The organism is Maribacter algarum (ex Zhang et al. 2020) (assembly GCF_005885635.1).
GTDB classification, from domain to species: Bacteria; Bacteroidota; Bacteroidia; order Flavobacteriales; family Flavobacteriaceae; genus Maribacter_C; species Maribacter_C algarum.
In genome coordinates this window covers 342,664-357,554 of sequence record NZ_VATY01000005.1, presented here as the reverse complement: position 1 = coordinate 357,554, position 14,891 = coordinate 342,664, and the positions used below count along the sequence as shown (strand labels likewise).

Here is a 14,891-nt window from a genome sequence, read left to right as displayed (position 1 = left end):
AGACAAAATCAAATAAAAAATGGCCAATTACAAAAAGAATTCATATACCTATGCAACTATTGTGGCCATGGGTGGTTTTGTTTTTGGCATTGATGCAGCATTGATTTCCGGTACAACCAACTATCTGACCGAAGAATTCTCACTTAATGAACTACAACTGGGTGCCGCCGTAGGTGCGGCTGCCTGGGGTGTGTTATTGGCATTGCTGTTTGTTGGTTACGCAGTCAACAAAATTGGTAGAAAAAGAGCCTTGCAAATTTCAGCTGCCGTGTATTTGATTTCTGCAATCGGTTCGGCATTTGCACCTAATTACTGGACTTTTATATCAGCGCGGTTTTTAGGTGGATTGGCTTTTAGTTCTATCTCTATGGCCTCAATGTACATCGGTGAAATTGCGCCACCTAAATGGCGTGGTAAGCTTGTTTCAATGATTCAAATCAACATTGTTGTGGGTCTTTCGGCTGCATATTTTATCAATTATATGATACAGAATTGGGCCAATTCAGGTGCTGAATGGGTCAGCACTTTGGGCATCGATACAAACACCTGGCGTTGGATGTTAGGCTCTGAAATTATTTTTGCCCTACTCTGGTTTGTTCTATTAATTATCATACCCAGAAGTCCCGTATGGTTGGTTTTAAAGGAAAAAATAGGGGAAGCGAAAGACACCCTGAGAAAGGTAATACCAGAAAACGAAGTCACCAACCAGATTACAGAAATGCAGGAATCTTTGCAAACCACAGGAGGTGAGCAATCCGATTGGGAACAATTCAAAGAAATTTTCAGTAAACCCATGCGCATTACTTTTATAATTGCGGCTACCTTGGCCATTGCGCAACAGGCTACGGGAATCAATGCGATACTTTTCTATGCCCCAACCGTTTTTGAGCAATTGGGCATGGGTACGGATGCAGCTTTTTCGCAAGCCATTTGGATAGGAGTAATTAGCGTAATTTTTACGGTCTTAGGCCTGCTTGTTGTTGATAAAATTGGTCGGCGCCCAATGATACTTGGCGGAATGCTATGGATTATCATTAGTCTGGGAATCTGTTTCTACGGATTTAATAGTGCCACTTATTCCCTATCAAAGGAAAATGTTTCGGAATTGACGGAACTGCCAAATTCCGAACGTTTAGATGTATTGGTTGACAAATCTTACGAAAGTGATATTGAATTCAAAGAAGCTTTGTCCGAAACATTGGGAGGTGACGACGCAAAAAAATATTCGAGTGCCCTCATTCAAAAAGCAGCCAACATTAACGGCCTTTTAATTTTAATTGGAATTTTAAGTTTTATCGCTGCATTTCAATCCACTATTGGACCTGTGATGTGGGTTTTGTTTTCAGAAATATTTCCCATTTCCAATCGGGGAATTGCCATTCCTGTTTTTGTGTTTCTTACCAGTATTACAAGTTCATTTGTACAAACCTTTTTCCCGTGGCAATTAGAAAATTTAGGCATCGGCGCAACCTTACTTTTTTATGCCTCTACTGTAGCGATCGGACTCATTATTCTATTTATCTATTTAAAGGAAACCAAAAATTTGACCATAGAAGAAGTGCAACTGGCCTTAGCACCCAAAAAGAAATGAAATGAAAAATTTAGTAGTTCTGGTTTTGATCTTTATAATATCCGGATGTGTTGCGCAACAATCGAAAAATGTATTTCCGGCTTCAGACCCAAACAATGAAGGTGGATGGATTTTAAATGAAGAAGTCAGTGATGAATTTGAAGGAAAGGAATTGGACCGAAACAAATGGTTTATAGAAGGTGAAAATGGTGATTATTATATCTGGAAAGGCCGTCCGCCATCTCAATTTGTTCCTCATAATGTAATTGTTGAGAACGGCAAGTTAAAGCTCAGAACCAAATGGGAGCCTGACTATAAGTTTGCCAACGAAAATTATGCCGATGGAGGTAATAATGATGCCTACGGAATTTTTGAAGGAAAGCCTCTACCGGTAACCACTGCAGGGGTAATTACCAAGAAACGCTTTCTGAATGGATATATGGAGGTGAAATCCAAAGCTGGAAACGCAGCCATTACCGCCGCCTTTTGGGGAATAGGCTATGAACAGGAGTTGGATATTTTTGAGCAAATGGGTAACCCAAAGGTAAAAGATGGAGATATTACCGATACCGGTTCAAAATCCACCATTCATGACTGGAGCCCTCCGGCCGAAAGACCTACTTGGGCCTATACAACCAAAAACAACAAATTGCCTTTTCGAGTAGCTGATGATTTTCATGTGTATGGTGCTGAATGGGGCGAAGATTATCTGAAATTGTATAGGGATGGAAAATTGATTGATGAAGTCACACAAGATGAACTTGGCACGGATTGGGTTTTAAATAATCCCATGGAAATTTGGTTGGATTCAGAAATTTTTAAATGGTTGGGTTTACCCGATAAAAAAGAACTCCCTGTAGATTTTGAAATCGAATACCTTAGGGTTTGGCAAAAACCAAATGATAATCTTTTGGCAAGACAGTTTTTCGATTTTGAAGGGCCCATTTTGTTTGAGAAAAATCCGAGACCATTGAAAATGGTTCCTGAAAGTTCGGTTCCAAATGATTATCAAAAGTTCTGGGAAATCGATAGCCTATCCTCAAAATATTTTAGAATCAACGAAGGTGATTATTATTCCGGAGTGAACAGTCTTGAATTTTCTGGCTTTGGTAAAAACGAAAAATTGGAGACTGAAAAAGTTGTGGCCCTATCTCCCAAAAGTGCAGTAAATATTCCTGAAGGGGAATACAATTTGTCTTTAAAAGTCTGGCTTGCTCAAGGTAGAGCGGTAAGGAAGCTATATCTATCTTTTGAGAATCCCAAGCAAGAAATTCCAATCGACTTAACCGGATTGGAACGCCGGAAGTGGATTAGTATCGACAAAAAGATTTCGAAAACAGCAGCCTCCAAAATTGATGACCAATTTAAAATTGAGGTTCGTAAAGAAGATGTTCCCGAGATAAAAGCTGCGAAGTTCTATTTGGATGATATCGTCATAACACCCATAAATAAATAACCCATGAAGCTATCCTGGATATTATTTCTTGTTTTGATTTCCCTAACAGGATGCAAAGAAGAAAAGGCGGTTGTGGAAGCCTCCAAGAAAAAACCCAACGTACTTTTTATAGCTGTGGATGATCTACGTCCTGAATTGGGGGCTTATAGTTCTAAAATTGCTATAACCCCAAATATCGATAAGTTGGCAAGTCAGGGACTCCTATTCAACAATGCCTACTGTCAGCAAGCGATATGCAGTCCTTCAAGAGCCAGTTTAATGACCGGTGCACGACCAGAAACGATTGGTGTTTTTGAAAACTACACCTATTTCCGGGATAAAAACCCTGATATCATTACACTTCCGCAGCACTTCAAAAACAATGGGTATGAGACCGTTTATGCCGGCAAAATTTACCATGGAAAGTTTACAGACACAACTTTATCATGGAGCCGAAAACCTGCAGTAGATAAGGTCAAATTTAAAAGACCCAATTATCCTGGCGCATATGCCACAAAAGAGAATCAAGAAATCTATAAAAAGAATCAAGCGAATGTTCGTGCTAAATACAACAATAGTGTCGACCATTATGCCTTAGGTCGGGGTCCAGCTTATGAAATGGCTGATATAGAAGACCACGAATACATTGACGGTTATCATACCGAATTGGCGATTGCAACCATGAAAGATATGATTGAAAAAGACAATAAACCATTCTTTCTTGGTTTAGGATTTCGCTTACCACATTTGGATTGGAATGCTCCTAAGAAGTATTGGGATTTATACGATAGAGAAAAAATACCTATGTCTGAACAGACCAATGCGCCAGAAGATGGAGCTGCAATGGGGTTGCATGCTTCTTTTGAGTTGCGCGTACGCCATGGTATTCCTAAAACTGGACCTATTGAAGGAGAGTTGGCTAAAACCCTGAAGCATGCTTATTTGGCGTCTGTAAGTTATGTCGATGCTCAAATTGGTAATATGATTGGAGCGCTAGAAGAAGCAGGTGTTCGCGAAAACACCATTATCATATTATGGGGTGACCATGGTTGGCACTTAGGCGATATGGGCGTTTGGGGAAAAGCAACGAATTATGAGATTGCTACTCGAGTTCCTTTGCTCATCTGGACACCTGATATGCCCAAAGGAAGTAGAGGAAAAAAGACCGATGCTTTGGTAGAATTAGTTGACATGTATCCTACGTTAACGGAATTGGTAGGCTTAGAACTTCCAGAACACTTAGAAGGTCAGAGTTTTGTGCCTTTGCTTGGGAATCCCGATAAAGCATGGAAGAAAGCTGTTTTCAGCCAGTTTCCAAGTCCAGCACTTCGCGAATGGGCCGCAAATCCGTTAACCGCAGAAATGCGTGAGACCTATTTTGGTCCGTTGATCGAAGAGGTAGAAGGCAGAATTATAAAACAACAAGGTGAAAAATGGGATATAGACCTGTTCGAGAATAGATTGATGGGCTACTCCATGCGCACCGAACGCTATCGTTTTGTAGCTTGGAAGGATAGAACAAATCCCGATGCTGAACCTATTGATGTGGAATTATACGACCATCAAACAGATCCTGCCGAAACCAAAAATATTGCTGACAAACATCCTGAATTGGTAGCTGAATTAAAAGCACAGTTGCAGGCCGGATGGCGAGGGAACCTTGCCAAAATAAAATCTTAAATTTAACGCAAATCTTTTCTATAGACTTATTTCCAGTGCGTGGGCAAATTCCCCCACTTTTTCCCCAAGTTCGGTAACCATTAGTCCAGTTTCCGTTTGGTTGAAACTTAACTTGTTATCGCTACCAAGTAATCTTACTGATTTTATAATCAAGCCTTCCGCAAATTCGCTATCTTTTGCCAAAGATTTAATATTTATTTTTCCATCGGAAGGCCAGTCCAGCATAATCGCATAGAGTTTGTCACCTCTTTTTGTAAAGCGAATGTCTTTGGCCGTGAAGTCACCTTTTTTTGAGTGTTCAGACATATAGCCACCTTCTTCCTCAGTTGGACCTTCACCAAAAGTTTTCCAGTACTCTGAATTATAGATTGCCTCACCATTGGTATCAAGCCACGCTCCTATTTTCAAAAGCGTTTCTTTTTGGTCTTCGGGAATGGTTCCGTCAGGTTTTGGACCTACATTCAATAATAGATTTCCATTCTTTGAGACAATATCAACCAAGTCATCTACAAGTGAGTTCGGCGTTTTTGCCTCCTCATTGGTCACATACCCCCATGATTTTTTTCCAATGGATGTATCGGTCTGCCAAGACAACTGTCGAATGCCCGGAAGTTTTCCGCGCTCAAGATCGTAAATAACGGTTCCTTCAGGAAATGCTTCATGATAGAGGTTCTTATCATTAATGACAACTTCTTTTCCCCATTCCAATCCCTTATTATAATAATAGGCCGCTATTTTTGGTCGGTACTCCTCAAAATCAGGAATGTCCAAATAAAAATCGAACCATAAAATTTCAGGCTTGTAGTTATCGATAAGGTCTGTTGTTCTATCCCACCATAGTTGCTTAAATTCTTCAGAAACGGGCTCCGTTAAATCTTTACCTTTTTTTGAGTACAAATCGGCATATTCCGGGTCTACTGTATCAAAATGATCTTTTTTATTGTAGAAGGACCAATTAAACGCATAATGCGATGAGGCTCCCATAATCAACCCTTGTTTATGGCCTTCTTCAAATAGCTCGCCTAAAACATCTCGTTTAGGTCCCATATTGGCCACGTTCCACCTACTGGTCTTAGAGGCGAACATGGCAAAGCCATCATGATGATCGGCCACGGGTACAACGTATCGCGCACCTGACTTTTTGAACAATGAAATCCATTCTACAGGGTCAAATTTTTCGGCCTTGAACATCGGAATAAAATCTTTATATCCGAATTTCTTTTGATCGCCATATTTCTTTTTATGATATAAATAAGTTTCATTAGGGCCGTCTTTTTGATGTTTCAATTGGGCCGAAAATGTTGCGGTATCCATATACATACGTCTTGGGTACCATTCAGAACCATATGCTGGAACCGAGTACGCCCCCCAATGGATAAAAATCCCGAATTTTTGGTCGTTGAACCATTCAGGGTCTTTGTAATTTTTTTTGATGGATTCCCAATTTGGCTCATAAACTGTCAAGGTATCTTTTACAGATTCCTCTACGTCCATTTTTTTACTCTTTGAACCGCAGGAAAGAAGTAAAAATCCTCCCAATAAGCAAATGAGAATTTTTTCAATCAAAGTCATTTTGTAAAGAAATTGGTTAGCATTGGTAAAGTACTTGAATTCTTGAAATATAATACAACATTCAACTAGACATAAGCTGAACATCTCGAATAAACCTTTACTTCAATTTATGTAAAGGCCCATATTTCCTAATACTTTATTATTTGTCATAAAAGATGACATTTGGGGTAACTATTTTTTTTCACTAGCTTACTAGTCGATGAAACTCCAGTTTAAATCTTCAGAACAAGATTCACTCAGCTCAATTGTAGCCAGAAGAGTGCATAGGCCCTATGTTGGTGGTGATTGGCATTTTCATAAAGAGTTTGAATTGATTTACTTTTTGAAAGGTCACGGTATGCGTATTGTAGGTGACCATATTTCCAATTTTCAAAAAGGCGAATTAGTTCTTGTAGGTGAATGGCTACCCCATTTATGGCGCAATGATGAGGATGTAACCGATGATGAAGTTGTGGATTTTATAGTAGTAAAATTTCCAAAAATTCTTGGTGGAATTGACCTTTTTTCTTTGCCTGAACTTACGCACATAAAAGCACTCCTAAAAGAGTCAAATCAAGGAATTCTATTTTCAGGAAAGACTCAGGCTTTGGTGCATGATTCATTATTAAAGCTGAGTACTGCTTCCTCTTCTGAGAAGTTGATTTCTTTTTTAGGTATTTTACAAACCTTATCAAAAAGCCGGGACCATAAGATATTATCAGGCCCAAATTTTTCTATTCCAAAAGAACTGGCTGGTGAAAATCGATTACATAAGGTTATCAATTATATTTCGGCAAATTATTCACAGAATATTTCCCTCGAGGAAATATCAAAAATTGCTGCTATGACCCCGCCTGCGTTTTGTAGATTTTTTAAAACACGTACGAATAAAACCTTTTCCCTTTTTCTCAATGAAGTTAGAATCAGTAAGGCCTGTCAACTTTTAATAAATGGGGAGGCACCCATCAAACAGATATGTTACGATGTCGGTTTTTCTTCTTTGACGAATTTCAATAGGACTTTCAAAAATTTTAAAGACACTTCTCCGAGTAGTTTTAGAGATAGATATAGTAGCTTCAGGCAACAAAATATTGAACTTGTTTCTTGATTTATGTCAATAATCCCCAATCCAATTCTTTATGCCTTGCGATTCTTGGTTAAAATAAGGTCAAACCTAGATAATTACCACCTATTTTTTTGTACTACCTTTCCTAAATTTAAAATTCCATTTAGGTAGTATAAACCAACCGTTAATCGTATGAAAATTAATAAAGTAGAGACATTTGTCTTGTCTGATAAGCTCCAGGAAAGCTTTTTCTTTTCACAATGGGAGTATAGTGAAAGGCGTATATGTATTGTAAAGGTGAGTACCGATGACGGACTAGTTGGCTGGGGAGAAGGTTATGGTCCTGCGGACGTAATACAGGCAGGGATAAAATCAATAGCCCCCCTATTAATTGGGAAGAACCCTATAGAACAGGAAACACTTTGGTTTGATATGTACCGAAAAACCCTTGATTATGCGCGTCGAGGGGTATTGGCAGCTTCAATAAGTGCTGTTGATGTTGCCCTATGGGATTTAAAGGGGAAAGCCTTGAATTTGCCTGTTAGTGTTCTCATGGGGGGACAACATCGTAAAAAAGTGGTTCCCTATGCAACTGGATTATATTTTTCTAAGGGTGAAAACCTTATCGAAAAACTCGTCCAGGAGGCCAAAAATTATGTTGATCGGGGTTTTAAGGCCATCAAAATGAAGGTTGGTCTTTCGGTTGAGAAAGATGTTGCTATCGTTAAAGCCGTTCGAAAGGCTATTGGCAATGAAATCAAGTTGATGATTGATTCAAATCATGCCTATTCCTTGCGTGAGGCCGCAGAATTGGCAAGAAAGGTTGAAGCCTGCGATATTGGATGGTTTGAGGAACCTGTTTCTCCAGAGTTTTACCACCACTATCGTGAATTAAGAGGAAAAACAAGCATTCCTATTGCAGGAGGTGAATGTGAATATTTACGATACGGATTTCAGCAATTGTTACAAAATGACTCTGTAGATATTTTACAGGTGGATATTTGCAGTGCTGGCGGCTTGACGGAAGCTAAACGAATCGCTACCTTAGCGAGTACGCGGGGTGTTGAAGTTATTCCTCATGTTTGGGGAACAGGAATTGCTTTCCATGCAGCACTTCATTTTATTGCCAATTTAGAACCCATTCCGGGAAGAGTTTACCCTCCAGATATGTATATCGAATACGACCGAACTGAAAATGGCATTAGAGAGGCACTAACTGCACCCGAGATACAGATGAAAAACGGTTATATTGACGTACCACAACTTCCGGGCTTGGGTTTTGAGGTGGATGAAGCTATTGTACGCCACTATTCAACCGAAATCATGATTTAACTGAAAGTGAAAAAGGAATGGATTTCGGATATCTAAAATTATATATCGACGGTAAATTGGTTGATGCTGCGGATGGAAAGCGTCACACCGTAATTTGTCCGGCTAATGAAGAGAAAGTAGCCGAAATTGCATGGGCGGGGCTCAAAGACGCTGAATTGGCGTTAAGTGCTGCCCAAAAAGGATTCGAATATTGGTCAAAACTATCTTTGGCGGAGCGTACCGAATGGATGAGCAAACTTAGAACTGCCGTCCTGGAAAGGGAACACGACTTGCGTGCCGCAATGGTTTATGAAATGGGTAAGACCTATGCTGGGGCATGGGAAGATATTGAAGGGGTTATCAATGCTTTGGAATGGTACCCGGCTGCTATGAAGAACATGCGTGATGAGCAGATTCCTGATTACGAAAATACGCATACACATAAAATGGTACATCAGCCAGCTGGGGTTGCTGTTGCCTATTTAGCGTGGAATTTCCCTCTGCTCAATGTTGGTTTCAAATTAGGTCCAGCATTGGCGTCTGGTTGTTCTATTATTATAAAGCCTTCTGCCGCCTCGCCGCTCTCTGCTTATTTAATTGGTAAAATCCTCTATGATATTGATTTTCCCGCAGGAGTTGTGAATATTCTTTGTGGGCCTAGCAGTGAAGTTGCACATACCATGACTACAAGTACAATTCCTGCTGTCTTGACCATGATTGGCTCCACAGCAACAGGTCAAAAAGTCATTGCGGATAGTACTACTTCCATAAAAAAATTGGGAATGGAATTGGGTGGAAACGCTCCCTTCATTGTCTTTGAAGATGCCGATATCGAAAAAGCTTTGGATTTGGGAATTGCCCTGAAATATGGAAATTCAGGACAGGTTTGTGTAGCTGCAAATCGAATTTTTGTCCATAAAAGTATTTATGACAAATTCTTGAAGGCTTATGTCAAAAGAGCTTCTGAATTGAAATTAGGCCATGGTATAGACTCCGAAGCAGATATGGGACCCATGGTTTCCCGAAAAGACCGTGACCGAATGTTTGATTTGATTAAGGATGCTATTGACAAAGGAGCAAAATTAGAATATGGAGGAAACATTCCCGAAGGTCGGGAAAAAGGAAATTGGTTTGAACCCACTGTACTTTCTGGGATGACTCCAGAAATGGATGTGTTTAGAAAAGAAACTTTTGGACCTATAGGGTCCTTAATGTCCTTTGAAACCGACGACGAGGTTCTAGCTTTGGCGAACGATACGGAATTTGGATTGGCCTCCTATATTTTTACCAACGACCATAAACGTATTGAACGGTTTTCTAGAGATCTTCAATTCGGAGAAATTCAAATTAACGGAGTCAAATATTCGATTTACCTTCCACATGGCGGAATTAAAAATAGTGGAATCGGACATGATTGTTCACATTTAGCTTTGGATGATTATTTAGTTAAAAAACGAATCTCAATGGCTATTTAAGTATTCTTAAGTCAAATATGGGTAAGATTCGGTTTTTGTCTAGTATGATATCATTCTTAATCCTAATCTTCGCAATAAATTTGTTTCCGAAAACTAAATTTCTAGTATGCAACCATTAGCGCAAAGGGCAATGTCCCTAGAATTAATTCAAAAGATAGATGATGCCGGAATCATTGCGGTCCTTATTGTTGATGAGGTCAAGCATGCTGTTCCATTGGCAAACGCACTTCTCGAAGGCGGTGTAGACACCATTGAACTGACGCTCCGCACGCCTGCAGCTTTAGATGCTGCGAAGGCAATCAAAAAAGAAGTTCCAGAAATAACCTTAGGTTTTGGTACCGTTTTGACCGTAGACCAAGTAAAGGCGGTTATTGACGTGGGAGCTGACTTTGCAGTGTCTCCAGGTTGTAATCCGAATATAATTGCAGAGGCCCATAAACAAGGACTTTCATTTGCTCCGGGTATTATGACGCCCTCGGATATTGAAATAGCGGTTCAAGAAGGCTGTCGAATTCTGAAATTTTTCCCAGCAGCTACCTCAGGAGGTATGAAACATTTAGAAAGTATGTCAGCTCCGTACAATTATTTAGGATTGAAATTTATCCCTTTGGGAGGGTGCAATATAGAAAATGCGCCTAGTTATTTACAATCTGATTTAATTACTGCTATTGGTGGTACCTGGGTGGCAAAACGCCCATTGATTCAATCAGAGAATTGGGATGTAATTACTGAAAATGCAAGAGAAATTAGAAACTTAATAACAAAAATCAGGTCGTAGACCAACTATTTAGATAACATGAAGAAAGTAGTAACCTTTGGAGAAATAATGGGCCGAATGGCTGCACCGGCAAATTTGCGATTACGGCAAACCCGAAACATAGAAGTGTCCTACGCTGGGGCAGAAGCAAGTGTGGCAGCTTCAATCTGTAATTTTGGTGGAAAAGCGCGGTATGTTACGGCATTACCTAAACATGCGCTGGCCGAAGCTACCATGGACTCAGTCCGTTCGGTTGGTATTGACACCAATTATATTTTACGTACCGACGAAGGTCGGTTGGGACTCTATTTCTTGGAAACAGGAGCAAACCAACGACCGAGCAATGTAATTTATGACCGTGTAGATTCAGCAGTGTCAATTACGCCCGCAAGCGCCTATGACTGGGACAATATTTTCAAGGATGCACAATGGTTGCACCTAAGCGGAATTACACCTGCCTTATCAAAAACTGCAGCGGAAGCTACTTTGGTTGCTGCACAAAAAGCAAAAGAGGCAGGAGCCTCGGTTTCCATTGATTTGAATTTCAGGGGTAAACTCTGGAAGTGGGATTCAAATTACTCCGCCAAAGATTTGGCCCAAAAGACTATGCGCGAAATTTTACCTTTCATAGATGTAGTAGTTGGTAATGAAGAAGACTGTCATGATGTTTTGGGAATTCAAGCAGGCGACACTGATGTACATTCAGGAACCTTGGATACCTCAAGATACCCAGATGTTGCACGCCAAGTAATTGAGCAATTTCCGAATGTGAGTAAAGTAGCCATTACGTTACGTGAAAGTCTTTCTGCAAGTCATAACAATTGGGGAGCAATGCTTTTCGATGCAGCCACGGATTCACCGTCTTTCGCACCTTTAGACGAAGATGGAAATTACAAGCCATATCAAATAAAGAACATAGTTGATCGTGTTGGTGGTGGTGATTCATTCGCAGGAGGATTAATTTTTGCCCTGACCACTCCTGAATTGAGTAGTGATACGCAAACAGCCGTGAACTATGCAGTGGCAGCATCTTGCTTAAAACATTCTATTAAAGGAGATTTCAATTATTCCACACGTGCGGAAGTAGAACGATTAATGGGCGGTAATGCTTCAGGGCGTGTAGTGAGATAAACACTTATTATGAGAAATTTAAATGCTTGCGTCCTTTTGATTGTATTAGGTGTGCAAGCATTTTGTTTTGCCCAAACTGAAATTTCCCTGAATGGACAATGGGAAATCATTTTTGATGAAACTAATGAGGGTAGGTCCGCCGCCTGGCATAAGGATTCCATATTTCAAAAACATCCAGACAAACAAAAAATACAGGTCCCAAGTAGTTGGGAATTGATAAAACAAGATTACGAGGGCGTTGGGTTTTATCGACATGAATTTCAAGTACCGGCCGACTGGAAAGACAAAGTAATTCGCATGCACTTCGGAGCGGTCAACTACTTGTCTGAATTTTGGTTGAACGATGAGGTAGTCGGTTTTCATGAAGGCGGATTCGCACCTTTTGAATTTCGAGTTGATGAGTTATTGAAGTTCGGCGAAAAGAATGTACTTAACGTCCGCGTAGTTGGGCCTATTTTGTTGTCTGACAAAGAAGTAGATGGCGTTAAACCATTGGAAACTCCGCAATGGCGGGGAGGAATTTCGGGAGGTATTTGGCAAGAAGTACAGCTTATGGCCACCGATGCGGTTTATGTGGATGATGTGTTTATCGAGCCAAGAATCGGAGAAAACACAGCGATATTTCATGTTGAGCTTGACCATACAGCTATCAAGGGAGTGTCCGCCGAACTAGAAATTAGGATTACCTCAGCAACTGATTCGGCTGATACAGTTGTAAATACCTCAGAAAAATGGGAGCTCCATCCTGGAAAAAACAAAAAAGACTTTGTCTTGAAAATTCCTGATGCTGAATATTGGTCTCCAGCGAATCCGCATCTATACAAAGCTGAAGTAAGAGTCATAGTCAATGGAAAGGTTTCCGATGCTTGGAGTGAGCGATTCGGCATGCGAGAACTCACCTTAAAAAACAAAGATTTTTACCTCAATGGTAAACGGATTTATATCAAGGCAACTTTTTTTGAAGGTCTGTATCCCAACGGAATTGCCTACCCGGATTCCGAGGAAATGGCAAGAACCGAGATTCGTTTGGCCAAAGAGGCCGGTTTTAATATGATACGTCCTTGGCGCCATCCACCAACGCCAATGTGGCTAGATTTGGCCGATGAGATGGGGGTTTTGGTTGTTGGTAGTCCCGCATTGGAATGCATGCAATTGCCCTTATCAACTCCTTACTTATCAAAAAGGGTTGAAAATGAAGTGACGCAAACCATTCTGCGTGATAGAAATAGAGCGAGTATTGTTCAATGGGAATTATTCAACGAACTGCATCGCCCGGTGCTTAAACAATTAATGCGTCCTATGGCCATGGTTACCAGAACTTTGGACCCGACACGATTGATTTTAGATGAATCCGGTGGATGGGCATTTGGAGCGAATATGTATTTACCCAATGAATATGAACCAACACAGTTCAACGATATTCATAATTATCCTGGGCCTTTTATTGACAAGGATAAATATGATGGCTATCTATCCATTGGTCTGACCGAAGAAGAAAAGAAGGCGAAAGGGTATAAAGGAAAGACCCCGGGAAGAAATGTAGTTCCAGGGCTCATGTCTTTTGTTTCGGAATTGGGCTATGGAAGTCTTCCGGATTTGACGGTCAACAATCCTAAATTCGAAAAAGATGGTAATTCCTTAACTCCGGCGTATCGATATCACAAAAGACTAGCGGAAGAGCAAGAAGCACTATTAATAGAAAGTGGTTTCAAGAAACTCTATCCGAACATGCAACAATTTTATTTGGATCAGCAAAGCATTCACGGAGCTGCCAACAAACGGATGATAGAAGCTGTTCGTTCGAATCCTGAGGTTGATGGATATTGCATTCATGCGCTCGCTGCCGGGGATTGGATTTTAGGTGCCGGACTTATTGATTTATGGCGTAATCCAAAGTCCTATGCTTATGAGGCTACGAAAGCTGCAAATCAACCACAATTACTTTCTATAAGGGCGGAGCCAAGAAACGTGTACGCTGAAAAGGGCCTGACTTTGAGTGTCAATGGTATAAACGAATTGGGTTCTGTAAATGGAAATCTGGAATTGAAAATCTCTTCCTCTTCAGGAGAGGTGGTTTATTCAAAAGAGAAAGTTGCAGAATATAAATCAGGAGTTTCAAGTTTATTCGACACAAAAATAAATACTTCAAATTGGGAAGGTAGTTATAGGGTTACCGCAAAAATGACCGCACCAGATGGCACAATACTAAACGAAAATTTCACGGAGTTTGATGTGTTTAGTACGAGGGCATTACAAGTTCCTAAAACTAAGATTGCGGTATTGGATGTTTCCAATACCCTTTCATCATTTCTAAAAATATCAGGAATCAAAACAATCAACTTTTCAAAATCTATGGATATCTCTGTTCCGGTTCTTGTAACGGCTACAGTTCCAACTTCAAATTCTGACAAAAAACGTTTCTCCGATTTAGAGGCCTTTGTACAAAAAGGAGGCACGGTAGTTTATGTTGAAGGAACAAAGGAAGATAGTGATGGTTCCAACCCCTTATTTCCTTTCAGCGTAAATGCACATTCTGCTGTTGGTTTATGGACCTGTATTCCGCACATGGTGCACGAACACCCTATTTTTAAGGGACTTCCTTCAAATGGAATGATGCGAAATATTTATGAAAACGTCTGGCCGATGACGACCCTTCGCGACCTAAAGGGTAATGAAAATACCAAGGTTGAAACTTTAGTGGGGACGGTAGCCTTCGACTGGTTTTCCAAAGAACATAAAATGAACTATTCAGGACCCGGAGCTTCATGGTGGGGTTCTGATATGGCAATTGTTCCTTCCAGAAAAGGTCGCTACTTGATTTCGCAGTTACGCTTAGTTGAGAATTTGGGTAAAGACCCTATAGCCGATAAAATTTTGTTCAATATGATTACTTACCTTGTTAAAAACTAGTTTCC

General features: G+C 40.3%; 10 protein-coding genes. 9 read left to right on the top strand and 1 reads right to left on the bottom strand.

Annotation, left to right across the window (positions count from 1 at the left end; all coding sequences use genetic code 11):
* The first annotated feature begins 19 nt into the window (after positions 1-19).
* The 3 genes from FEE95_RS20380 to FEE95_RS20370 are packed head-to-tail and all read left to right on the top strand — an operon-like array spanning position 20 to position 4,685.
* Positions 20-1,591, top strand: coding sequence for an MFS transporter (locus tag FEE95_RS20380; protein WP_138659876.1), 1,572 nt, complete (start codon positions 20-22; stop codon positions 1,589-1,591).
* Position 1,592: 1 nt separating this feature from the next.
* Positions 1,593-3,026, top strand: coding sequence for a family 16 glycosylhydrolase (locus FEE95_RS20375; RefSeq protein WP_138659875.1), 1,434 nt, complete (start codon positions 1,593-1,595; stop codon positions 3,024-3,026).
* A 3-nt stretch (positions 3,027-3,029) separates the two neighbouring features.
* Positions 3,030-4,685 carry a sulfatase gene (locus FEE95_RS20370; protein ID WP_138659874.1) on the top strand — a complete coding sequence of 552 codons (1,656 nt, stop codon included), beginning with the start codon at positions 3,030-3,032 and terminating at the stop codon, positions 4,683-4,685.
* Between the two features lie 18 nt (positions 4,686-4,703).
* Here the strand turns inward: FEE95_RS20370 and FEE95_RS20365 are convergent, their stop codons facing one another.
* Positions 4,704-6,257 (bottom strand): alpha-L-fucosidase, encoded by a 1,554-nt coding sequence (locus tag FEE95_RS20365; protein ID WP_138659873.1) that lies wholly within the window; start codon positions 6,255-6,257, stop codon positions 4,704-4,706.
* 199 nt (positions 6,258-6,456) lie between these two features.
* On the opposite strand from FEE95_RS20365, the gene FEE95_RS20360 reads away from it, so the two are divergent.
* The 6 genes from FEE95_RS20360 to FEE95_RS20335 all read left to right on the top strand — a co-directional run bounded on the left by FEE95_RS20360 (position 6,457) and on the right by FEE95_RS20335 (position 14,886).
* Positions 6,457-7,344 (top strand): AraC family transcriptional regulator, encoded by an 888-nt coding sequence (locus tag FEE95_RS20360; protein ID WP_138659872.1) that lies wholly within the window; start codon positions 6,457-6,459, stop codon positions 7,342-7,344.
* A 150-nt stretch (positions 7,345-7,494) separates the two neighbouring features.
* Positions 7,495-8,634, top strand: coding sequence for a mandelate racemase/muconate lactonizing enzyme family protein (locus FEE95_RS20355; RefSeq protein ID WP_138659871.1), 1,140 nt, complete (start codon positions 7,495-7,497; stop codon positions 8,632-8,634).
* 17 nt (positions 8,635-8,651) lie between these two features.
* Positions 8,652-10,088 (top strand): NAD-dependent succinate-semialdehyde dehydrogenase, encoded by a 1,437-nt coding sequence (locus FEE95_RS20350; protein WP_138659870.1) that lies wholly within the window; start codon positions 8,652-8,654, stop codon positions 10,086-10,088.
* 106 nt (positions 10,089-10,194) lie between these two features.
* Positions 10,195-10,866, top strand: a complete 672-nt coding sequence (locus FEE95_RS20345; RefSeq protein WP_212748463.1) for a bifunctional 4-hydroxy-2-oxoglutarate aldolase/2-dehydro-3-deoxy-phosphogluconate aldolase — start codon at positions 10,195-10,197, stop codon at positions 10,864-10,866.
* 18 nt (positions 10,867-10,884) lie between these two features.
* A complete protein-coding gene (locus FEE95_RS20340) occupies positions 10,885-11,976 on the top strand; it encodes a sugar kinase (RefSeq protein ID WP_138659869.1) in 1,092 nt (363 codons plus the stop codon).
* Between the two features lie 9 nt (positions 11,977-11,985).
* On the top strand, positions 11,986-14,886 hold the full coding sequence (locus tag FEE95_RS20335) for a glycoside hydrolase family 2 protein (RefSeq protein WP_138659868.1): 2,901 nt from the start codon (positions 11,986-11,988) through the stop codon (positions 14,884-14,886).
* Positions 14,887-14,891 lie beyond the last annotated feature (5 nt).